General features: G+C 68.6%; 14 protein-coding genes. 7 read left to right on the top strand and 7 right to left on the bottom strand.

All coding sequences use genetic code 11. From position 1 onward, the window contains the following. The first annotated feature begins 10 nt into the window (after positions 1–10). Both AC07M8_RS15375 and AC07M8_RS15370 read left to right on the top strand, forming a co-directional pair. The gene (locus tag AC07M8_RS15375; RefSeq protein WP_495175197.1) at positions 11–1,189 is read left to right on the top strand and encodes an endo-1,4-beta-xylanase; all 1,179 of its coding nucleotides are present in this window, start codon (positions 11–13) and stop codon (positions 1,187–1,189) included. Positions 1,190–1,385: 196 nt separating this feature from the next. Further along, complete coding sequence (locus AC07M8_RS15370) at positions 1,386–2,126, top strand: FadR/GntR family transcriptional regulator (protein WP_495175196.1); 741 nt, start codon at positions 1,386–1,388, stop codon at positions 2,124–2,126. Between the two features lie 30 nt (positions 2,127–2,156). Here AC07M8_RS15370 and AC07M8_RS15365 read toward each other — a convergent pair whose 3' ends face one another. The 4 genes from AC07M8_RS15365 to AC07M8_RS15350 are packed head-to-tail and all read right to left on the bottom strand — an operon-like array spanning position 2,157 to position 8,946. Next, a complete protein-coding gene (locus AC07M8_RS15365) occupies positions 2,157–4,550 on the bottom strand; it encodes an ABC transporter permease (RefSeq protein WP_495175195.1) in 2,394 nt (797 codons plus the stop codon). A gap of 9 nt (positions 4,551–4,559) precedes the next feature. Continuing rightward, complete coding sequence (locus AC07M8_RS15360) at positions 4,560–6,971, bottom strand: ABC transporter permease (RefSeq protein ID WP_495175194.1); 2,412 nt, start codon at positions 6,969–6,971, stop codon at positions 4,560–4,562. Between the two features lies 1 nt (position 6,972). Next, positions 6,973–7,653: an ABC transporter ATP-binding protein gene (locus AC07M8_RS15355; protein WP_495175193.1), complete on the bottom strand. Its 681-nt coding sequence runs from the start codon at positions 7,651–7,653 to the stop codon at positions 6,973–6,975. A 9-nt stretch (positions 7,654–7,662) separates the two neighbouring features. Continuing rightward, on the bottom strand, positions 7,663–8,946 hold the full coding sequence (locus AC07M8_RS15350; protein WP_495175192.1) for an efflux RND transporter periplasmic adaptor subunit: 1,284 nt from the start codon (positions 8,944–8,946) through the stop codon (positions 7,663–7,665). 127 nt (positions 8,947–9,073) lie between these two features. Between AC07M8_RS15350 and AC07M8_RS15345 the strand changes: the two genes are divergently transcribed. Continuing rightward, complete coding sequence (locus AC07M8_RS15345; RefSeq protein WP_495175191.1) at positions 9,074–10,288, top strand: sigma-54-dependent transcriptional regulator; 1,215 nt, start codon at positions 9,074–9,076, stop codon at positions 10,286–10,288. Beyond that, entirely contained in the window at positions 10,278–11,465 is a 1,188-nt protein-coding gene (locus AC07M8_RS15340; RefSeq protein ID WP_495175190.1) for a sensor histidine kinase, read from the top strand. The genes AC07M8_RS15345 and AC07M8_RS15340 overlap by 11 nt, the downstream gene beginning before the upstream one ends. A gap of 80 nt (positions 11,466–11,545) precedes the next feature. Here the strand turns inward: AC07M8_RS15340 and AC07M8_RS15335 are convergent, their stop codons facing one another. Continuing rightward, positions 11,546–12,184, bottom strand: a complete 639-nt coding sequence (locus AC07M8_RS15335) for an outer membrane protein (RefSeq protein ID WP_495175189.1) — start codon at positions 12,182–12,184, stop codon at positions 11,546–11,548. A 241-nt stretch (positions 12,185–12,425) separates the two neighbouring features. Next, entirely contained in the window at positions 12,426–14,711 is a 2,286-nt protein-coding gene (locus AC07M8_RS15330; protein WP_495175188.1) for a glycoside hydrolase family 3 N-terminal domain-containing protein, read from the bottom strand. A gap of 161 nt (positions 14,712–14,872) precedes the next feature. Here AC07M8_RS15330 and AC07M8_RS15325 point away from each other — a divergent pair, with 161 nt between their 5' ends. The 3 genes from AC07M8_RS15325 to AC07M8_RS15315 all read left to right on the top strand — a co-directional run bounded on the left by AC07M8_RS15325 (position 14,873) and on the right by AC07M8_RS15315 (position 20,539). Further along, on the top strand, positions 14,873–15,937 hold the full coding sequence (locus AC07M8_RS15325; RefSeq protein WP_495175187.1) for a LacI family DNA-binding transcriptional regulator: 1,065 nt from the start codon (positions 14,873–14,875) through the stop codon (positions 15,935–15,937). After that, positions 15,934–19,011, top strand: a complete 3,078-nt coding sequence (locus AC07M8_RS15320; protein WP_495175186.1) for a TonB-dependent receptor — start codon at positions 15,934–15,936, stop codon at positions 19,009–19,011. Before AC07M8_RS15325 ends, AC07M8_RS15320 begins: the two co-directional genes overlap by 4 nt. Positions 19,012–19,090: 79 nt before the next feature. Beyond that, positions 19,091–20,539: a glucoamylase family protein gene (locus AC07M8_RS15315; protein WP_495175185.1), complete on the top strand. Its 1,449-nt coding sequence runs from the start codon at positions 19,091–19,093 to the stop codon at positions 20,537–20,539. A gap of 145 nt (positions 20,540–20,684) precedes the next feature. On the opposite strand, the gene AC07M8_RS15310 is transcribed toward AC07M8_RS15315, so the two are convergent. Further along, positions 20,685–21,965, bottom strand: a complete 1,281-nt coding sequence (locus tag AC07M8_RS15310; protein ID WP_495175260.1) for a DEAD/DEAH box helicase — start codon at positions 21,963–21,965, stop codon at positions 20,685–20,687. Between the last annotated feature and the right edge of the window lie 95 nt (positions 21,966–22,060).

The following is a 22,060-nucleotide window of genomic DNA, read 5'->3' as shown; positions in this document are numbered from 1 at the left end:
AGAGGCCATCATGACATCCGTTCTGGCAAGACTGCTCGCCACCGCCGCCCTCGTTGGCGGGCTCGCCATCACGCCTGCCGAGGCCCGCACCCGCTGGAGCGAGGCGCAGGCCAACGCCTGGTATGCCCGCCAGCCATGGCTGGTCGGCGCCAATTTCACCCCCGCTTCCGCGATCAACCAGATGGAGATGTGGCAGGCCGCAACCTGGGATCCCAAGCGCATCGACTATGAGCTCGGCCTCGCCCAGGGCATCGGCATGAACACCATGCGCGTGTTCCTCCACGACCAGCTGTGGCAGCAGGACCCAGAGGGCTTCAAGCACCGCATCGACGAGTTCCTGCGCATCGCCCACGCGCATGGTATCCGACCGCTGTTCGTGCTGTTCGACAGCTGCTGGGATCCCGATCCCAAGCTCGGGCCGCAGCATCCGCCGATTCCCGGCGTCCACAATTCGGGATGGGTGCAGGGCCCGGGCCTCCCCGGCCTGCGCGATCGTAGCCGCTATCCGGCGTATAAGGCCTATGTCCAGGGGGTGATCGGCGCGTTCAAGGACGACGGGCGCATCCTTGGCTGGGATGTGTGGAACGAGCCCGACAATCCCGCGGATCAATATCAGGGCCAGGAGGGCAAGGAGCCGCTGGTGCGCGCGATGCTCGCCCAGGCGTTCGACTGGGCGCGCGATGCCGATCCCTCGCAGCCGCTGACCAGCGGCGTCTGGTGGCACGACGACTGGGCAAGCGCATCCAAGCTGACCCCGATGGAGAAGCTCCAGCTCGGCCAGTCCGACATCATCTCGTTCCACGATTACAGCTGGCCCGAGACGTTCGCCCGCCGCGCACAGCAGCTCACCGTCTACGGCCGGCCGATCATCTGCACCGAATATATGGCGCGCGGCAACGGATCGACTTTCGATACAATCCTGCCGATCGGTAAGCGGCTCAACATCGCGATGATCAACTGGGGCTTCGTTGACGGCAAGACGCAGACGCGCCTGCCGTGGGACAGCTGGAAAAAGCCCTACACGATGGATGAGCCGACGGTGTGGTTCCACGAGATCTTCCGCGCCGACGGCACACCCTATCGTATCGCCGAGACGGACCTCATTCGCCGCCTCGCCGCGGCGCCAAAGGGGATCGTGCCGAGCGAGGTAACCGCGCCTCCCGCTGCGCGGGCCCGCGCGCGGCGGTAGCCATCACGAGAGGCGCCGGCTGATGCTGGCGCCTCCCGTCGGTGCTGCGGCCCCGCAACGCCAGCAGCGCGGTGAACAGAGCCGTGATGAATGCCTGCAAGGGCGCGATCGGCCATACTTGTCGCGACAGCGGGATGCTGCAACATAAGGTCACGCTCGCCGGCGATGACAGCTAGCGCTCAAGAGGATGCTTCGAATGGCGACACATGGCGGGACGGAGGGCTCGATGGTGCGCCATGAACTCGGCCGCAACTTGACCTATGGGTTGCAGGAGGTGCTGGGCCGCGCGATCATCGTCGGCGACTATCGCGAGAAGCCCTTCCCCACCGAGGCCGAGATCGTCAAGCAGCACGGTGTCAGCCGCTCGGTGACGCGCGAGGCGGTGAAGATGCTCGGGGCCAAGGGACTGCTCGGCGCGCGGCCCAAGCAGGGCACCTTCGTCCGCCCCGAGGAAGCCTGGAACCTGTTCGACACCGACGTGCTGCGCTGGCTGCTCGAGCGCCAATCGTCGATCATCCTGTTGCGCCGCTTCAACGAATTGCGCATCGGCGTGGAACCGCAGGCCGCCGCTCTCGCCGCGGCGCGCGCCACCCCCGAGCAACGCGAGGCGATCGCCGCCGGCCTGCACCGCATGCGCGAGGCCGAACGCGGCGTCGACGAGCCGCTCGATGCCGACATCGCCTTCCACGTCGCGGTGCTCCGCGCCTCGAACAACCCCTTCTTCATTCAATTCCGCGACATGGTCTCCACTGCTCTTCGCACCTCGATCCGCTTTACCAACCGCATCGCCGGCCGCACCGCCAGCGTCGGCGATCATGCCCTGGTCCACGACGCCATCGTCGCCGGCGATGGCGATGGCGCGAGCCGCGCGATGCGGGCGCTGATCGACGACGTGCTGGTCCTCATCGAACAGGTCGTCGCCGCCGAGACTGCGTAGCGACCGAGAACGGCGAAGACCGCCGCCCGCTCACTCGTAGCGCAGCGCCCGCCACGGCTCGCTGCGTGCCAACCGCCAAGCCTGCCCGAGAATGGTCGCTACGGCGATGATCGTGGTGAGAAGGATGGCGCCGATGAACAAGGCGGGCGACAGCGCAACGCGATCGGCGAAACCGGCCAGCCAGCGGCGCATCGCCAGATAGGCGAGCGGCACCGCGATGACGTTGCCGAGCAGCACGGGTTGGAGAAACTGGCCGATCAATAGCCGCAGCAGCTCGCCGGTCGACGCGCCGAGCACCTTGCGGATGCCGATCTCCTTCACCCGCCGCGCGGTGTCGAACGCGGCGAGGCCATAGAGCCCGATGCAGCCGATCACCACCGCGAGCAATGCGCCGATCATGAACAGTCGCGATCGCTGTTCATCGTCGCGGTAATAGGCCTCGTACATCTGCCGCTCGACCGGCAGCGCCGCGAACGGCACCGCGGGGGCGATGGGGCGCCATGCCCGCTCCATCGCATCGAGCAGCCGCTCGCCGTCGCCACGATGGCGCACCGCAAGCACCGGGATGGCGAGGTCGCTATCGCGTTCGTAATAGGCCTGGGGCTCCGCCGGATCACGCGGCGATTTGAAGCGCAGGTCGTCGATCACGCCGGCGACGATCACGGTGCGATCGGCACCGTCGCGCAGGGTGCGGCCGACCACGGCCTGCGGATCGGCGAAGCCGAGCAGGCGCACGGCGGTACGGTTGAGCACCACCGTCTTGGGTCGCTGGGCAGTGCGCGTGGCGTCGTCGCCGGGATGAAGCCGCGCATCGAGGAAGCGCCCGGCGAGCAGGCGCGCGCCATAGGTGGGAAAGAAGCCGGGGCCGACATCGCCGCGCACGATCATCGGATCGGGGCCGGTGGCGCCGTTGCGGTGCATCGGGCCGATCCAGAAGCTGCCCCCGGTCGGCGCGACCGCCGCGCGGGTCATCGCGACGACACCCGGCATCCGCGCCACGGCGGAGGCGAACGCCTCGCGCTGGCTGTTGTCGAGCGTGTTGTCGGCAAAGCTCTGGACGGTGACGAGCCCGGCGCGGTCGAAGCCGAGATCGGCCTCCCGAAGGTGGCGGATCTGTGCAACCAGCACCGCGGTGCCGATCATCAACGCGGTCGCGATGCCGAACTGCACCACCACCATCAGCCGGCGCAGCACCGCTCCCGCGCGCTGCCCACCGGGCGCCCGCACCGAGGCGAGCACCGCGGCCGGCTGGAACCGTGACAAGGCGAAGGCCGGGTAGAGCCCCGCGATCAAGCCGACCGCGACGATCAGCAATGCCAATGCCGGCAGGATAGATTCCTCACCGGCGTATGACACGGCGAGCGCGGTGCCGCCGGCAACATTGACCAGCGGCAGCGCCAGCTCGGCCAACACCAGGCCGATCAGGCCGGCAACCGCGGTCGTCGCCAGCGCCTCGCCGACGAACTGGCCGATCAGCGCGCTGCGGGTGGCCCCGACCACCTTGCGCAGCGCGACCTCGCGTGCGCGCAAGCTGGCGCGCGCCGTCGCGAGATTGACGTAATTGACGATCCCGACCAGCAGCGCGAGGAGGCCGACCAGCCCCAAGGTGGCGACCACCACGCGATCGTGCGGATTGGCAAGATGCAGGCTGGCGAGCGGCACCAGCGATTGGTGCAGCACATCGGGCGGCATGCTGGCGAAGCCCGGGTCAGGATGGCGGCGCGTCAGCGCCGCGAAGTTGGCGACGTGGCGCGCCGCGGCTGCGGCATCCGGGAAGCGGACGAAGGTGGTCAACATGCCCTCGACGCGCGTCGATGCGGGATCGATCGGCGGCAATCTGATGAAGATCGCATTGTTGTAGACGCTGGCAGGCGGCTCGGCGATGACGCCGCCGACGCGGAACGGCCTCGGCTTGCCGGCGATGATCAGGGTCAGCGTTCGCCCGATCGCCGCCCCTTTGCCGAAATAGGTGTCCGCCACCCGCTTGGTCACCACGACGCCGTCGGGCTTTGCCATCGCCGCCGCCGGATTGCCGGCCACTGCCTGGAACGGAAACAGCGCGAAAAAGGCGGGATCGACCTGCGCGACATGCTCGACGACGACACTGGTGCCGTCCTGCACGGGCATGTCGACCGTCAGCATCCGCGCGCCATCGGCGTCGGTCCAATCGGCCTTGATCTGTCCGAGCGCCGCCGGCGACGAGGGGATCGACACCTCGGGCGACGCGGGAAACTGCATCGTTCGCTTGACGACCCAGATCCGGTCCCATCCGGGCAGATGCCGATCGTAGCTAGTCTCAAAGCGGACGAAGAGCAGCAACACCAGGAACACCGCGATCCCGAGCGCGAGCCCGCCGATGTTGAGGATCGCGTAAAGCCGGTGGCGGGTCAGCGAGCGATACAGGGTCAGCCAGGCCGAAGACATGGCGACGCCCTATTCGTGGCGCAGCGCGCGGGCGGGCTCGGCGCGGGCAACCCGCCAGGCCTGGCCGAACACCGTTGCGGCGGCGATCAGCATCGCGACCAACGTGGCGCCGACGAAGAACAGCGGCGACAGCGCGATCCGGTCGTCAAAGCCGGCGAGCCAGCGCCGCATCGCGACATAGGCGAGCGGCCAGGCGAGCAGGTTGGCGAGCAGCACCGGCCGCATGAACTGCCCGATCAGCAGCCGCAGCACCTCCGCGGTAGAGGCGCCGATCGTCTTGCGGATGCCGATCTCCTTCACACGCCGTGCGGTGTCGAACGCCGCAAGGCCATAAAGGCCGATGCAACCGATCACCACCGCCAGCACCGCGCCGATCGTGAACAAGCGGGATCGCTGCGCATCCGCCTTGTAATAGCGTTCGAACAGATTGTCCTCGACCGAGCGCGCCTCGAAGGGAACGCCGGGGACGACCCGCTTCCAGGCAGCCTCCATCGCGGTCGCCATCGCCTTGGGATCGTGCCCGGCATAGCGCACCGCCGCATAAGGCGAGATGATGTCGATCGTGTTGTAGGTATAGGCCACCGGATCGACCGGATCGCGCGGGCTACGGAAGCGAACGTCATCGACCACGCCGATGATCGTCGACGGCAGCAGACCATCGCTGATCGTCTGCCCCAGCGCCGCTGCCGGCGAGGCGAAGCCGAGCGCGGTCACCGCGGTGCGGTTGATCACGACATTAGGGCCGGTACGCTTTCGCTGCTCGGGCGTCAGCAGCCCACGGTCGTCGGCATGCGCGGCGTCGAACAGCCGCCCGGCGATCAGTCGAGCGCCATAGACGCGGAAATAATCGCGCCCGGTGCCGACCTCCATCACCGAGGTCTTCTGGTCGGGGGTGCCGGGGCGACTGTACCCTGAGAAATTGGTGGTGCTCTGATCACCCGGCGCATTGTTGGCGATCGTTACCCCGGTGACATCCGGCAGCGCCGCCATCGCGCGCAGGATCGACGCCCGTTGCGGCGCGTCGATCCCGCCCGCCATCATCGAGCGGACGATCATCAGCCCCTCGCGACGGAAGCCCAGATCGGCGGCGCGCAGATGCGCAGTCTGGCTGAGCATCGTCGCGGTGCCGATCGCAAAGGCGATCGCGATCGCAAACTGGGTGATCACCAGCAGGCTGCGCAGCCGCGCGCCGGCGCGGCCGCCGCCCGGTGCACGTGTCGAGGCAAGCACCGCCGCCGGGCGGAAGCCCGACAGCACGAAGGCGGGATAGAGGCCGGCGACCAGCGCGATCCCCACCACCAAGCCGACCAGCGGCAGGACGATGCCGTCCGCGCCGAGATAATGGATCGCCAGCGTGGTGCCGCCGAGCGTGTTGATGAAGGGCAGCGCGATCTCCGCCAGCGCCAGCCCGATCAGCGCCGCCACCGCCACCGTCGCCAGCGCCTCGCCGAGGAACTGGCGGATCAGCGCCCGCCGTGTGCCACCGAGCACCTTGCGCATGGCAACTTCGCGCGCGCGCAGGCCGGCACGCGCGGTCGCCAGGTTCACATAGTTGACGATCGCGATCAGCAGCGTCAGCAGCCCGACGAGCCCCAGCGTGGTGACGATCGCGCGATCGCCCGGGCTGTAAAGATGCATCGCGGTCAGCGCCCGCAGCGATTGGAAATACTCGCCCTTCTTGATGTTGTCGCCGGCATAGGCGTGGCGATCGAGGAAGCTTGGCAGTTGCGCCTCGAACGCGCTCGCCGCGGCGGCGTCCGGAAAGCGAAGCAGCGTCGTCAGCGAGGTGCTGCCCCAATGATCCCACCATTCGTTGCCGAACCGCGCCTGGCTGGTCTGCGCGAACAGCTCGTCCTTGAAGGTGACGTTGTCCGGCATGTCGCGCAGCACCGCGCCGACCCGATAGGGATAGACCTTGCCGTCGATCGACAGCTGCAGCGTCTGCCCGATCGCCGACTGGCTGCCGAAATATTTGCGCGCCGCGGCCTGGGTGACGACCAGGCCGTTGGGGTCGGCGAGGGTCGCACGCGGATCGCCCTCGATCGCCGGAAAGCGCATCAGGTCGAAGAAGTTCTTGTCGACCGTGCCGAGTTCCTCGGCGGTCGCCTGCGCACCCTGCCGGACGATCGCGTTCGCGGCCATGTAGCGCGCGCCGACCAGTTGCGGGTAATCGGCGCGCAGCAGGCTCAGCTCGTTGCCCATCGTGTAGGGGTTGGTCGAGGCCGGATAGCCCGGCATCACATAGCGTTCCTGCACCACCCACAAGCGGTCTTGCCCGGGCAGGACGCGGTCGAAGCCGGTCTCGAACTGCACGAACAGGAACAGGACGAGAAAGGTCGCGATACCCAGCGCAAGCCCGCCGATGTTGAGCGCGGCGAACAGGCGGTGGTGCGACAACGATCGATACAGCGAGGTCAGCATGTCACGCGGCCCGCAGTGCGGATGAAAGGATGCGGCCGTCGAGCATGTGCACCGTGCGCTTGGCGATGTCGGCGTGCGAGGGCGAGTGCGTGACCATCACGATCGTCGCGCCCTCGGCATTGAGCTGGCCGAGGATGTCCATCACCTGCGCCCCATTTTCGGTATCGAGGTTGCCGGTCGGCTCGTCGGCGAGGATCAGCCGCGGTTCGCCGACGATCGCGCGGGCGATCGCCGCGCGCTGCTGCTGCCCGCCCGACAGCTGGTGGGGATGATGACGCTGGCGGTGCGCGATGCCGACGCGGTCCATCGCCGCGGCGACCCGCTCCTTCTTCTCGCGCGCCGGCATCGCGCGATAGGCGAGCCCCAGCGCGACATTCTCGGCGATCGTCAGCTCGTCGATCAGGTTGAAGCTCTGGAACACGAAGCCGAGCCGGTCGCGGCGCAGCCTGGCGAGATCCGACTCCGGTGCCCGCGCGATATCGGCGCCTTCGAACATGTAGCGCCCGCCGCTCGGCCGATCGATGGTGCCGATGATATTGAGCAAGGTCGATTTGCCGCAGCCCGACGGCCCCATGATCGCGACGAATTCGCCTGCCTCGACGGCGAGTTCGATACCGCCGAGCGCCGTGGTCTCGATCTCGTCGGAAGCATAGGTGCGGCTGACGTCCTGGAGCTGGATCATGGGCTTGTCCTATCGGAGGAGGAGGGTCTGGAACGGCGCGTAGGTGGTGAGCGCGGTGGTCACGATCCGCTCGCCGGGAGCGAGGCCGGAGACGATCTCGACCTGATCGGGATTGCGCCGCGCGGTGACGATCGCGCGCCGCACCGCCTTGGCATCACCGTCAAGCACGAACGCGGTGGTGCCGCCGGCGTCGAGCCAGCCGCCGGACGGCGCGACGATCGCCGGGCGGTCCGCGCCGAGCACGAGCCGGACGTCGAGCGTCTGGCCGCGGTTGAGCCCCGCCGGCGGGTTGCCGCGAAAGCCGAGCTCGACGCGGAAGCGGCCCTCGGTCACCTGCGGCAGCACCTTCAGCACCGTCATCGGATAGCTGCGCCCGTCGAGATCGGCGATCGCGGCAAGGCCGGTGCGGACCCGGCCGAGGTAGAATTGATCGACGTCGGCGGTCAGCTTCCACTGACCCTCGGAATCGATCTGGCCGACCGGATCCCCGCTCTTGAGCATCTGGCCGGGCTGCAACGTAAAGGCGGTGAGCCGGCCGCCGACCGGCGCGCGCAGCACCAGCGCCGACAGGCTGGCGCGGACCATCGCCAGGCTTTCGCGCAGCTGTTGCGCCGTGGCGGCGATGCCGGACGATTGATCGGCGAGCGTCACGCCCGCCTCACTGGTGCCGCGCACCAGCGCCGCGACACGGTCGCGCTGATACACCACATCGTCGCGTACCGGATCGATCGCGGCACGCGTGATGATGCCCTTGTCGAACAGCACCTGCTTCTGCGCCAACAGGGTCTGCGCCTTGGACAGCGCGTTGCGGGCATCGGCGAGATCGCGCGCACCGTCCTGCCGGGTGTTCTGGACGGACAACCGCTGGCCGCTGATCGCACTCAGCTGGCCGGCGATATCGGCAGAGCGGCTGGCGACCTCGAGCTCGAGCGAGGGGTTGGACAGGCGCGCGATCGGCGCGCCGGCGGCGACCATCGCGCCATCGGTGGCGGTCAGTGCGGCGACCTGGCCGCCGGAGATCGCGGTAACGAACACGGTGCGCAGCGGCGCCACCTCCGCCCGCAGCGGCACGAAGTCGCGGAACGGCGCGCGAGTCACCACCCCGGTGCGAACCGCCGCGGCCTCTACCGTCAGCGCGTTGGCCCCCGGCATCAGCCACCAGCCGAGCAGCGCGACGAGCAGGACGGTGGCGCCAACCGCCACACGCACGATCAGCCGCCGCCGCTTGGCGTGCGGGCGCTCGATGCGCCGGTCCATCGCGGCGCCGGTACCGGCAGGGGTCGTCTGCGTCATGCGGACACTGTACCCCACCAAGCCGCACCGACCTAAGTCACTGAAGCAATGAAGCTTTGTCGCTAGCAAGCGGCATTCGTCCGGCCGGACTGTACGGACTGTCCGTTTCCGAACACTATCCCGGCCTATGTCAACCGAATCACCCCGCATCCTCGTCATCGATGACGATGCGGACATCGCCAAGGCGGCGCGACTACTGCTCGAACGCCACGCCATGACGGTGGCCACCGCCGCCGACCCGGCGGCGGCCTGGATCGCGCTGGCGGCGACGCCCGCCGACGTCATCCTGCTCGACCTCAACTTCGCGCGCGGGCGGACCAGCGGCGAGGAGGGCTTCGCGATGCTCGACCGGCTGATCGCCGCAGACCGCCATGCGGTGGTGATCGTCGTCACCGGGCACAGCGGCATCGCTGTCGCGGTGCAGGCGATGCGCAGCGGCGCGACCGATTTCGTGATCAAGCCCTGGCACAACGAGCGCCTGCTCGCCACGGTCGAGCGCGGCATCGCCTTGCGCCGCGCCAAGCTCGATGCCGCCACTGCCCCGCCGGTCGCCGACGCAGTGTTGCTCGGGGACAGCGTCGCGATGGCACGCGTCCGCGACCTGGTCGCGCGGATCGCGCCGTCCGAGGCACCGGTGCTCGTCGCCGGGCCGAGCGGCACCGGCAAGAGCCTGGTCGCGCGGCTGATCCATGAGGGATCGGCGCATGCCGACGGCCCGTTGGTGACGCTCGACGCCGGAACGGCCGATGCGACGACGATCGCCGCGCGGATCGCCGCGGCCGTGGGCGGGTCGCTGGTCATCGACCATGTCGATCGCCTGCCTCGCGCGCTGCACGGCGAGTTGGCGCAACAGATCGAGGGGCTGCGCGTCATCGCCACCACCCGGCTCGACCGGGCGGGCTTGCGGGCCAGCGTCGGTGAGGATCTGCTCTACCGCCTCAACACGATCGAGATCGATTTGCCGCCGCTCGCCGCGCGCGACGGCGACGCCTTGCTGCTGGCGCGGCACTTCCTCGCGGTGTTCGCGCATCGCCACGGCAAACCGCCACGGCCGCTTGCGGAGGACGCCGTCGCTGCGATGGCGCTGGGCGACTGGGCCGACAATATCCGCGGACTGCGCCAGGCCGCCGAACGCGCAGTGCTGCTCGGCGGCGAGATCGCCGCAGCCGCGCCCGGCGCCGCACCGCCACCGCCGCCGTCCGAGCTGTCGCTGGCCCGCAACGAGGAGGCGCTGGTCACCGCGGCGCTGCAGCGCCATGCGTTCAACGTCAGCCGCGCCGCCGCCGAGCTCGGCCTGACCCGCGCGGCGCTGTACCGGCGGATGGCGCGCTATGGGCTCTAGCCGCGCTCGCCCGATCGCCCATGCACTCCTCCTCGCCCTAGCCGGCGGGGTCGTCGCCCTGGCGGCGGCGCACGGGTTGTTCGCGACCGCGCTGCTGGCGGCGCTGGTTGCGATCTGGACCGCCGCCATCGATCTGGTCGATCGTGGCCCGCCGGTGCCGGCGCCACCGCCCGCGCCGCCACCCGTCGTCCCCGACGATGAGGAGCGCCGGCGCCTGACCGCCTATCTCGACCTCTCGCCGGCGCCGCTGGTCGCGCTCGACGCCGGGCGGCTGCGCGTCGTCAACCGCGCCGCGCGTCGGTTGCTCGGCGCGAGCGATCTGGTGCCCGCGCCACCGTCGGCACTGCTCGCCGCGCTCGCGGATACCCGTCCCGGCCGCACCACCACGATCGACCTCGAGGATGCCGGCGATCCGCGCAGCTTCGCGCTCGCCACCGGCGATCTCGCGCTGGGGGGGCGGATGATGCGGATTGGCGCGCTGATTGACATCGATGCCGAGCTGAAGGCGGCGGAGGCGAGCGCGTTGCGCGATCTCGTCCAGGTGCTGAGCCACGAGATCGTCAACGCGCTCACCCCGATCGCCTCGCTGGCTGACACCGCGGTGGCGATGCTCGACGATCCGCAGCCGGCGCTGCCACGGATCCGCGAGGCGATCGAGACGGTCGCGCGGCGCGCAGCGAGCCTCCACCGCTTCGGCGACAGCTACCGATCACTCGCCCGGCTGCCGCCCCCCACCTTGCAGCGGCTCGCAGTTGCGCAACTCACCGGCGACCTCGCGCTGCTGTTCGCGACCCGCTGGCCTGCCATCGAGATGAGCATCGACACCGAGCAGGCGCCGACGCATCTGCTGGCCGATCCGGACCAGCTGACCGCGGCCTGCTGGGCGGTGCTGCAGAATGCCGCGGAGGCCCTGAGCGACACCGGTGATCCCCGCATTGCGCTGTCGGTTACCGCGCAGGTCGGTCGCACGCTGATCACCCTCGGCGACAACGGCCCCGGCATCGCCGCGACCGACGAACACGACGTTTTCCGCCCGTTCTTCACCACCAAGGCCGAGGGCACCGGCGTCGGCTTGTCGCTCGCCCGCCAGATCCTGCGCGCGCATGGCGGCAATCTGGTGCTGGCGACATCGCGCCCCGGTCTCACCGTGTTCGAGGCGACCCTGCCGACGGGCTGATCGCCGGCGCGGACAGGCGGCGAGTGCGTCGGGCGACGCGCGGAGCCCCCTAAGCGTCGCCGCGTGCCGACATCGGCAGCCTAGAAGCGAAGGCCGACGCCGGCGACCACCTGGTGACGGTCGGCATCCAGCTTGCCATCGGTGGCTTCAAAGCCGTTATAGTTGGTGTAGACATATTCGAGCTTGCCATAGACGTTCTGCGACAGGCCCATCTCCACACCGGCACCGAGATGGAATCCATCCCGCGTCAGTTTTTCGCGGAGATCATTCTCCGGCGCATTCAGGTCACGGTCCGTCAGCGTCGTGCTGCCGTTCGAATAACCGGCCTTGGCATAGAGCAGACCGTTGGCGCTGATCATGTGGCCGACGCGGACGCCTGCCGTGATGTTGCGGCCGGCCTTGATGCAGAAGCGCTCGGCCGTCGTATAGCTGACGCAATCCTTGACCGACGAGCCGTCGATGCCCGCGTAGGCGCCAATGGTGCCGAACCCGCCGACCATCACGTCATAGCCGACTTCGCCGCCGTAGCTCACCCCGCTCTTGCCCGCGCTGTCCTTGTAGGTGACGGTGTCGTCGAACAGTTCGAGGGTGGTGACCGGGCGATCCCAGCCGACACGAACTTCGACGCGCGCGCCGACCGGCGCCGCAGCCGGCGCTTCTTGAGCGAGGGCGGGCGTCGCGGCAAGCAACGCGACGAGCGACACAGCGATGATCTTCATTCTATCCCCGGAAAAACTGACCCCAGGCTTGGGGTTGCTGGCGGATAGGATGGCAAGTCTTACGAGCAGGTTTACGTTGCTAATTGATACTGACCTCGGCAGCGGAAAAGACCGCCGGCCTTACCGCTGCTCAGTGCGACTAAAGCTGCTGTCGCACGCAAAGAAGCCGGCAATGCGCGCATTCAAGGCATGAGTAGCCGGGGAAGTAGCCGGCGTAACGCTGCTCGGCTGACGCCCGCCGTCATGCCAGGCTGAACTCGCCCGAGACGCCGTCCGCCTCGGCCGAGGGGGCAATCCACACCCGGAAGCGCCCAGGTTCGACGGTTCGCTGGAGATCGCGCCCGACGAACAGCAGATCTTCGCGGCGCAGCGTGAACGAGACCTGCCGCCGCTCGCCCGGCTTGAGGCTGATCGTGCGGAACGCCTTCAGCTCGCGTACCGGCCTGGTCACGCTCGCCGCGACATCGTGGACGTAGAGCTGCACCACCTCCTGCGCCGCCCGACGGCCGCTGTTGCTCACCGTCGCGCCGAGGGTGATCGTACCGCCGGCGGCGAGTTGCCCGCCGCCGAGGTCGAGATCGGCATAACCGATCGCGCCATAGGTCAGCCCATGGCCGAACGGAAACAGCGCCTCGTTGGCGAACTCGCGATAGTGCGCCTTATAGGGCTGCAGCGGCCCCGGCGGGTTCGGGCGTCCACTGCTCTTGTGATCGTAATGATAGGGTTCCTGCCCCGTCGCCCGGGGAAAGGACACCGGCAACCGCGCCGATGGCGCCACGCGCCCGAACAGGATGTCGGCGATCGCCGGGCCGTCCTGCGAGCCGAGGAACCAGGTGACGAGGATCGCCGGTGCCGCGAGCACCGCCCCCGCCAGCGCCAGCGCCCGGCCGTTGCGGAGCAGCACCACCAGCGGCTTGCCAGTCGCCGCGACCGCCTCGGCGAGCGCCACCTGCGCCGGCGACACGACGATAGCGGCGCGCGACTGCGCCTCGCCGGACATGCTCTCGCTCTCGCCGATCGCGAGCACCACCACATCGGCGCCGCGCGCCGCCGCCATCGCCGCCTCGATCCCGCCGGCTAGCGGCATGTCCACGCCCGATCCTGCGGTAACGCTGAGCAGCGTCGGGTCGGCCATTGCCGCGCGCACGCCGGTGGCGAGGTCGACCGCCTCCACATCGGTGCCATAGACGTTCCACGGCCCGATCAGATCGTGCTGCCCCGCTGCGAACGGCCCGATCAGCGCGATCCGCTTGCCGGTTCGCGGCAGCGGCAGCAGGTCGCCCTCGTTCTTGAGCATCACGATCGATTTGCCGCCGGCCTCGCGGGCGAGCGCCAGCGTGTCGCGGGTCCGCACCCGCGTCTTCTCGCGGCGTGGATCGATCCGGCGGAACGGATCGTCAAACAACCCCAGCTTCGCCTTGAGCGCCAGGACGCGGCGCACCGCCTGGTCGAGCCGCGCCATCGGCACCTCGCCCGCGGCGACCAGCCCGGGTAGATGCGCCATGTAGAAGCCGCTCTGCATGCTCATGTCGACCCCGGCCATGAAGGCGAGCTTGGTCGCCTCGCGGGCATCGGCGGCAAAGCCGTGGGCGATCAGTTCCTCGTCGCCGGTGTAATCGGAGACGACCAGCCCGCCGAACCCCCATTCGCGCCGCAGCACCTCGGTCAGCAGCCAGTCGTTGGCGGTGGCGGGCACGCCGGCGATCTCGTTGAACGACGCCATCACAGTGGGCGCGCCGGCGCCGAACGCCGCCTGGAACGGCGGGAAATACACCTCGCGGAGCGTCCGCTCGGAGATGTCGACGCTGTTGTAATCGAGCCCCGCCTCGGCGGCGCCATAAGCGGCGAAGTGCTTGGCGCAGGCGGCGACCGCATCCGGCGCAGCGAGGCCGCGCTCGCCCTGGAAGCCGCGCACCCGCGCGTCCGCCATGATCCTGCCGAGCAGCACGTCCTCGCCCGCGCCCTCGACCCCGCGCCCCCAGCGGGCATCGCGGGCGATGTCGACCATCGGCGCAAACGTCCAGTCGATCCCCGACGCGGCAGCCTCGGCGCCGGCAGCGCGCGCGGTGCGGCGGGCGAGATCGGGATCGAAGCTCGCCGCCTCGGCGAGCGGCACGGGAAAGACGGTACGATAGCCGTGGATGATGTCGGCGGCGAACAGCAGCGGCAGCTTGAGCCGCGATTCGCGCACCGCGACGGTCTGCATCCGCTTGGCCATCGCCGCGCCATTGCCATTGAACACGCCCGTCAGCCGCCCGGCGCGAACCTCGGCCAGCTGGCTGTCGAAGCTCGCAGCGGCGCCGGCCGGGTTGAGCGAGGTCGCGGCGCCGCCTGTCCAGGCGGCGGCCATCAGCGTCAGCTGCCCGGCCTTCTCCTCGACCGTCATCCGCCCGACCAGCGCGTCCACGGCCGCCGGCATTGCAGGCGCTCCGTCATCCTGGCGCATCAGCGCGCGCGCCGGGCTTGCTGCCCAGGCAACCATCGCACCGGCGCCCAACAGCGCCGCGCGCCGGGAAATCATGACCATGGTCGTCCCTCTCTCCTGCCCGCTCCGGCCGCCGTGCTCAACCACGAGTTCAGCTCAGATAGCGGGTGTCTTGTAACAGACTATTGGATCATGTAACCGATTACATCAACAACAAGGTGCCGGCTGCTGTCGCGCACCGCCGGGGAGATGGTTGCATACCGATGGCTCACGCCACGATCCGTGATGTCGCGCGCGAGGCGGCCGTATCGGTCGCCTCGGTGTCGCGAGCGCTGAACGGCCACAGCAACATCCGCCCGCAATTGCGCGCGCGCATCGAGGGGGTCGCGACCCGGCTCGGCTATGTGCCGCACGCCGGTGCGCGCAACCTCAGCCTGGCCAGGTCGGGCGCGATCGGCGTGGTGCTGCCCGATCTTCATGGCGAATTCTTTTCCGAGCTGCTGCGCGGCATGGACCGCGAGGCCTCGGCGCGCGGGCTGCACCTGATGCTGATGGTCATGCACGGCGAGGCGCAGCGCGGGATCACGGCGCTGAACACGATGCGCGGCCGGGTGGACGGACTGCTGGTGATGGCGCCGCACGTCTCGGCGGACGACCTGCTCGCGCACATGCCGGTCGGCATGCCGACCGTCCTGGTCAATTGCGCGCCGCACGCCGCGCCACGGGCCGAGCTGAGGATCGACAATGCCGCAGGTATGGCGGCGCTGGTCGATCACCTCGCCGTACAGGGGCGCCGCCGGCTCGTCCACATCGCCGGCCCGGCGAGCAATCGCGACGCGCAGGAGCGCCGGCGCGGCGTCGAGGCGGCGTGCACGCGCGTCGGTCTTGCCTTGCGCATCCTGCCTGGCGACTTCAACGAGGCGTCCGGCGCGGCCGCCGTCGCCACGCTGCTGGCGGACCACGCCGACATGGACGCGATCCTCGCCGCCAACGACATGATGGCGATCGGCGCGATGATGGCGCTGAAGCGCGCCGGGATCGCGGTGCCGGAGCAGGTCGCGGTCGCGGGGTTCGACGACATTCCGCTCGCCCGGCTGATCTCGCCGTCGCTGACCACCGCCAGCATCGACATCGCCCAGTTCGGCGCCGACGCGGTGTCGCGCCTGGCTGCGATGATCGCCGGCGACGACGACCAGCTCGTCGAGCAACGCCTGCCGATCGTGGTCGCGCGCGAGTCGACAGCCAAGCGGGCGGCCAACGCGCCCGACGCTCATTACCCAATCAACAACAAGCACCCGAATGATCGGGAAACCGGGGAACGACCATGACCAAAACGATGCTGCGCGCTGCGCTGGTGACGATGACCGCCTTGTCCGGCGGCACGATGCTGCTGCCGGCGCCGGCGGTGGCGCAGGTGGGCCAGGCGTCGCTGCGCGGCACGATCACCGCCCCCGCCGACAATCCGGTGGTCGAGGTCGTCGCGGTGGAGGTCGCCACCGGCATCCGCCGCAGCGTCGCGGCGGGCGCCGACGGCAGCTACAATTTCGCCTCGCTGCGGGCGGGCACCTATCGGCTTGAGGTCCGCCAGCGTGGCGGCACTCGCAATTCCGACACCTTCACCCTGCGCGTCGGCCAGAACGCCGGGCTCGATCTGGACCTCAGCACCGCTCCGGCCCAGCCGGCGCCGGCCGAGAAACCCGCCCCGGGCGAGGCCACCGGCGCCGAGCCGACCGGCACGCCCTCCACCGGCACCGAGTCCGCGGCGACCAGCGGCGACATCATCGTCACCGGCAACCGCATCCGCTCGCTCGATGGCGGTCAGATCGGGATCAACATCACCTCGCGGCTGATCGAGCAGCTGCCGCAGAACAACCGCAACTTCCTCGCCTTCGCCGATCTCGCGCCGGGCGTGCGCTTCATCGAAAATGCCGATGGCTCGTCGCGCATCCAGGGCGGCGCGCAGGACAGCCGCACCGTCAACGTCTTCATCGATGGCGTCAGTCAGAAGGATTATGTGCTCAAGAACGGGATCACCGGGCAGGATACGTCCGCCGGCAACCCGTTCCCGCAGCTCGCGATCGGCGAATATCAGGTGCTCTCGTCCAACTATAAGGCCGAGTTCGACCAGGTCAGCTCGGTCGCGATCACCGCGATTACCAAATCGGGCACCAATGAATTCCACGGCGAGGGCTTCTTCGACTATACCAACGAGAAGCTGCGCGACCGTCGCCCGTCGGAGATCTTCCCGGTCACAATTCCCAAGGTCACCACCACCAACAAGCAGTTCGGCGGCGCGCTTGGCGGCCCGATCATCAAGGACAAGGCCCATTTCTTCGCGAGTTACGAGGGCAAGCGGATCAGCAGCCCTTACGACGTGCGCCCGGACAACGGCTTTCCGGCGGCGTCCCTGCCGAGCGACCTGCAGCCCTATTTCGGCACCTTCTCGCAGCAGTTCAACGAGGACCTCTATTTCGGCAAGATCGATGTCGAGCCGACCGACAAGGATCTGATCGAGCTCTCCGGCAAGTATCGCCGCGAGTCCGGCGTCCAGATCGCGACCGGCCCCAATGCCTCGAGCACCGCGACGCTCAACAAGGTGACCGACAAGCGCGGGCTGCTGCGCTGGCAGCATAGCGAGGATAATTGGATCAACGACGCCCGTGTCTCCTACGAGAACGCGCAATGGTCGCCGACGCCGCAGACGGGCGGCAATTCCACCCAGCTGCAGCGGATCCTCGACAATGGCACCGACCGGTTCAACCTGCTGCGCTACGGCGCCGGCACCAACCAGCAGAACAAGGGCCAGAAGGGCTGGACCGTGCAGGACGATTTCACCTGGACGGGGTTCGACGGCCACACGATCAAGGTCGGTGCCAAAGCCAAATGGGTGAAGCTGCGCTCGCTCGAGCAGAACAACATCAACCCGGTCTATAGCTACGACGTCAACGGCATCCCCGGCGTCGCGTTCAACGACGCTACGCCCTACCAGCTCCAGTTCGGCGCAGCGACGGGGACCGGTGACCCGGACGTTACCTCCAACAACTTCCAATTCGGCATCTACGCCCAGGACGATTGGGACGTCACCAGCCACCTCACCCTCAACCTCGGGCTGCGCTGGGATTATGAACGCACCCCCGCCTATCTCGATTACGTGACGTCGCAGGAAAACATCACCGCGGTGACGGCGCCCAATTATCCGAACCTCGCCGGCGCCGATTACGACATCAACGACTATATCTCGACCGGCAACAACCGGAAGGCGTTTAAGGGCGCCTGGCAGCCGCGGATCGGCTTCACCTACCGCATCGACGATGCCGGCCGCTTCGCGCTGTTCGGCGGGCTCGGCCGGTCCTACGACCGCAACCAGTTCGATTTCCTGCAGCAGGAGGTCAGCCAGGGCGCGTTCCCGACGCGCACCTTCAACTTCGCCAACGCGACCACGCTGCGCCCGTGCAACCAGGCGACCAACCCGACCACCTGCCTCACCTGGAACCCGATCTACCTGACCGAAGCCGGCCGCCAGCAATTGGTGGCGGGCGCGACGGGCGGCGGCCGCGAGTTCCGCTTCCTCAACAACGATCTCAAGGTGCCCTATTCGGACCAGGCGAGCCTCGGCATCCGCGGCCGCTTCAACCTGCTCAATCTCGAGGTGGGCTACAGCCATATCGAGAGCAAGAACGGCTTCGTCTTCCTGCTCGGCAACCGCCGGCCCGACGGCTCGTTCTTCCTCAACGATCCAGCGGATCCGAACGATACGCCGCAGTCGCCGTTCAACTTCGCCCCGCCGGGCTACGGCTCGATCATCCTCGGCACCAACGGCCTCAAGACCAGCGCGGATTCGGCCTATCTCAAGCTCACCAAGACCTACTCGGCGGCATCGCCCTGGAGCATCGACGCCACCTACAGCTACACCCAGGCCGAGGAAAACCGCCAGTTTGGCGAGACTTACTCGCTCGATTACGCGCAGATCAGCGATTATCCGACGCTGCGCTCGTCCGGCGTCCCGCGGCACCGCTTCGTGATCGCGGGCAGCGTCGACACGCCGATCGGCGTCACCTTGTCGACCAAGTTCCAGATCGAGTCGCCGCTGACGGTCAAGGGCTTCGTCAACACCGCCGATCCGTTCCAGCGCGAGCTGATCGCGCGGGTCAACGACAGCCTCGGCGACCAATGGGGCAAGCGCCAGCTGGACTTCGCCTTCACCAAATATGTGCCGATCGGCTTCATCACCGATCAGGCGCGCGTGCGGCTGCGCGTCGACATCATCAACGTGATGAACGATCGCAACTACGTGGATTTTAACACGGATGCGTCGAGCGCCAACTTCGGGCGGCGCTCGAGCGACAGCATCGGCGGCAATCCGCCGCGCACGGTGAAGCTCTCGGCCGGCTTCTCGTTCTGATCCTGGCGGTGGGTGGGCGCGACATCGGACGGTCGCGCCTTGTCCGGCAGCATCGCCCCCGTCCGGTGTTGAGAGTAGCATGATCGATCGCAGGCAGATGCTCGGCCATGGCTCGCTGGCGCTGGCCGGGCTTGCCGCGGGCTGCGCCCGGCCGCTGGCGCTGATCGGCCCTGGTAGCGCTCCAGCAATCGGTGCCGAGAGCAGCGCGCGCGCCGACGATGCGCTGATCAGCACCCTGCAGCAGCGCACCTTCCGCTTCTTCTGGGATACCACCGATCCCGCCACCGGCTTGACCCCGGATCGCTGGCCGACCCCTTCCTTCGCTTCGATCGCCGCGGTCGGTTTCGCGCTCACCGCCTACCCGATCGGCGTCGCCAACGGCTGGATCAGCCGCGATCAGGCGCGCGCGCGAACGCTGGCGACGCTCGCATTCTTCGCCGCGGCGCCTCAAGGCCCCGCCGCCGGCAACGACACCAGCGGCTACAAGGGCTTTTTCTACCACTTCCTCGGTACCACCAAGGGGCACCGCTTCGCCCGCTGCGAGCTGTCGACGGTCGATACCGCGCTGCTGATCGCGGGCGTGCTGTTCGCGCAGAGCTGGTTCGACACCGACCACCCGGACGAGGCTCAAATCCGCCGCCTGGCCGACCAGCTCTATGCCGCGATCGACTGGACCTGGATCACCCCGCGCGCGCCGTTCGTGGCGATGGGCTGGCATCCCGAGAGCGGCTTCATCCCGCACGATTGGGAGATCTACAACGAGGCGATGCTGCTCTACGTGCTCGCGCTGGGCTCGCCGACCCACCCGCTGCCACCGGAGACCTGGCCCGCCTGGACGGCGCGGTTCGACGCGCAATGGACCGATCGCTGGGGCGAACCCTATATCCATTATGCACCGCTGTTCGTGCATCAGTACAGCCATTGCTGGATCGATTTCCGCGGTATCCGGGACTCCTACATCGCCACCAAGGGCATCGACTATTTCGAGAACAGCCGCCGCGCGGTCCGCGCGCAACGCGCCTATGCGATCGCCAATCCCGGCGGCTGGTCCGGTTACGGCGCCGATGTCTGGGGCCTCACCGCCAGCGACGGCCCTGGCGATTTCACCGTAACGGTGGACGGCCGCGCACGTGAGTTCTTCAGCTATTCGGCGCGCGGCCCCGGCGACCGCGACGACGGCACCATCGCACCCACCGCAGCCGCCGCCTCGATCGCCTTCGAGCCCGCGCTCGCCACCCGCGCGATCAAGACGATGTACGCCCGCTACGGCCGAGCCATTCACGGCCGCTACGGCTTCAGCGACGCCTTCAACCCGACGCTCACGCTCGCCACCGCACCGCTCCGGCACGGCGAAATTCACGCCGGCGCCGGCTGGCTCGACCGCGATTACCTCGGCATCGACCAGGGCCCAATCGTGACGATGATCGAGAACCATCGCACCGGGATGGTGTGGGAGACGATGCGCCGCAACCCGCACATCCGCCGCGGGCTCCAGCGGGCAGGTTTCACCGGCGGCTGGCTGGCGTGATCGTCAGCGGCCGCCCCTGCGGCGGCAGCACGCTCCCCTCCAGCCGCCGTCAATGGCCTCGCCCATCAATTGGCCGGCAGAACGAGCAAACCGCGCTGGTGCTCAGGCAGCTCGCAAACAGCCAATCGCCGTTCGATCCCCGCGGTCAGACCGCCCGCGCCGCCATCCGCGCGGCGAGCTTCTCTTCCTCGGTCCAGACCTTCTTGACGCGCTCCTTTGGCGGCTTGACCTGCTTGAGCGGCCCGCCGCCCAGCACCGGCGCGCGCTTGGTCGAGTGGCGCGCCACCTCGCAATGCCATTGGTGGTCGTCCCGCACCGTCAAGACGCGGCCGATCTCCCGCTCCACGTCATGCAGCCAGGCGCGTTGCTCGGCGTCGCACAGCGTGATCGCATGGCCGCTGCGCCCCGCCCGCCCGGTGCGCCCGATGCGGTGGACATAGCTTTCGGGCAGGCTCGGCAGATCGTGGTTGAAGACATGGGTGACCGTGTCGACATCGATGCCGCGGGCGGCGATATCAGTCGCCACCAGCACCTGCACCTCGCCGGCGCGAAACGCATCCAGCGCCCGCTCGCGCTGCCCTTGCGACTTGTTGCCGTGCAGCGCCTCGGCGGTGATGCCCTCCTCGCTGATGAACGCGCAGACCTCGTTGGCGATGTTCTTCTGCAGCGTGAAGACCACCGCCTGGCCCATATCCGGCGTCCGCAACAGCGCCAGCAGCGCCGCCTTCTTGTCGGCGGCGTCGAGGAACATCACCGATTGCGCGATGCGATCGACCGTGGTCGATGGCGGCGCGATCTGGACATGTGCAGGATCGGTCAGCAGGCTGGCGGCCAGTGCGGCGATCGACGCGGGCATGGTGGCCGAGAACAGCACGGTATGCCGCTCGCTCGGCAGCGTCGCGACCAGGCGCTCGATCGGCTTGGCGAAGCCCATGTCGAGCATCTGGTCGGCCTCGTCGAGCACCAGCGCCTCGAGCGCGGACAGATCGCAGCGGCCTTGATCGACCAGATCGAGCAGCCGCCCCGGCGTTGCGACGACGATGTCCACGCCACCTTCGAGCGCCTTTACCTGGTGGAACTGGCTGACGCCGCCGAAGATCGTGGTGACGCTGAGCGACAGATGACGGCCGAAGCTTTCGAAACCGGCGGTGATCTGCGACGCCAGTTCGCGGGTGGGGGCGAGCACCAGGACGCGGGCGCCGCCCTTCGGCGCCGGGCGGGGATCCGCGGCCAGCCGGTGCAGCAGCGGCAGCGCGAAGGCCGCCGTCTTGCCGGTGCCGGTCTGCGCCATGCCGAGCATGTCGCGGCCCTGCAGCAGCATCGGGATCGATTGGGCCTGGATCGGCGTCGGGCTGACATAGCCCGCCTCGGCGAGCGCCTGCAGCAGAGACGGCGCGAGGGCGAGATCGGCAAAGGTCATGGTCATCGTCACGAGGCGCCTCCAGCGCATGCAAGGCTGCGCCGGTGGGCTTAGCTCTATCGAGAGCGCGGGCTGTTAGGTGCGATGCTGCACTGCGTCAA

It is taken from the genome of Sphingomonas sp. GW821-FHT09E03, assembly GCF_059416225.1.
Note: the sequence above shows the minus strand (reverse complement) of the source record. Positions and strands in the feature narration are given on the sequence as shown.

Coding starts and splice junctions, on each gene's coding strand:
- AC07M8_RS15345 (WP_495175191.1), top strand. CDS start 9,074: ATGTCAACCGAATCACCCCGCATCCTCGTCATCGATGACGATGCGGAC.
- AC07M8_RS15365 (WP_495175195.1), bottom strand. CDS start 4,550: ATGTCTTCGGCCTGGCTGACCCTGTATCGCTCGCTGACCCGCCACCGG.
- AC07M8_RS15310 (WP_495175260.1), bottom strand. CDS start 21,965: ATGACCATGACCTTTGCCGATCTCGCCCTCGCGCCGTCTCTGCTGCAG.
- AC07M8_RS15330 (WP_495175188.1), bottom strand. CDS start 14,711: ATGGTCATGATTTCCCGGCGCGCGGCGCTGTTGGGCGCCGGTGCGATG.
- AC07M8_RS15375 (WP_495175197.1), top strand. CDS start 11: ATGACATCCGTTCTGGCAAGACTGCTCGCCACCGCCGCCCTCGTTGGC.
- AC07M8_RS15370 (WP_495175196.1), top strand. CDS start 1,386: ATGGCGACACATGGCGGGACGGAGGGCTCGATGGTGCGCCATGAACTC.
- AC07M8_RS15325 (WP_495175187.1), top strand. CDS start 14,873: ATGGCTCACGCCACGATCCGTGATGTCGCGCGCGAGGCGGCCGTATCG.
- AC07M8_RS15340 (WP_495175190.1), top strand. CDS start 10,278: ATGGGCTCTAGCCGCGCTCGCCCGATCGCCCATGCACTCCTCCTCGCC.
- AC07M8_RS15360 (WP_495175194.1), bottom strand. CDS start 6,971: ATGCTGACCTCGCTGTATCGATCGTTGTCGCACCACCGCCTGTTCGCC.
- AC07M8_RS15350 (WP_495175192.1), bottom strand. CDS start 8,946: ATGACGCAGACGACCCCTGCCGGTACCGGCGCCGCGATGGACCGGCGC.
- AC07M8_RS15315 (WP_495175185.1), top strand. CDS start 19,091: ATGATCGATCGCAGGCAGATGCTCGGCCATGGCTCGCTGGCGCTGGCC.
- AC07M8_RS15320 (WP_495175186.1), top strand. CDS start 15,934: ATGACCAAAACGATGCTGCGCGCTGCGCTGGTGACGATGACCGCCTTG.
- AC07M8_RS15335 (WP_495175189.1), bottom strand. CDS start 12,184: ATGAAGATCATCGCTGTGTCGCTCGTCGCGTTGCTTGCCGCGACGCCC.
- AC07M8_RS15355 (WP_495175193.1), bottom strand. CDS start 7,653: ATGATCCAGCTCCAGGACGTCAGCCGCACCTATGCTTCCGACGAGATC.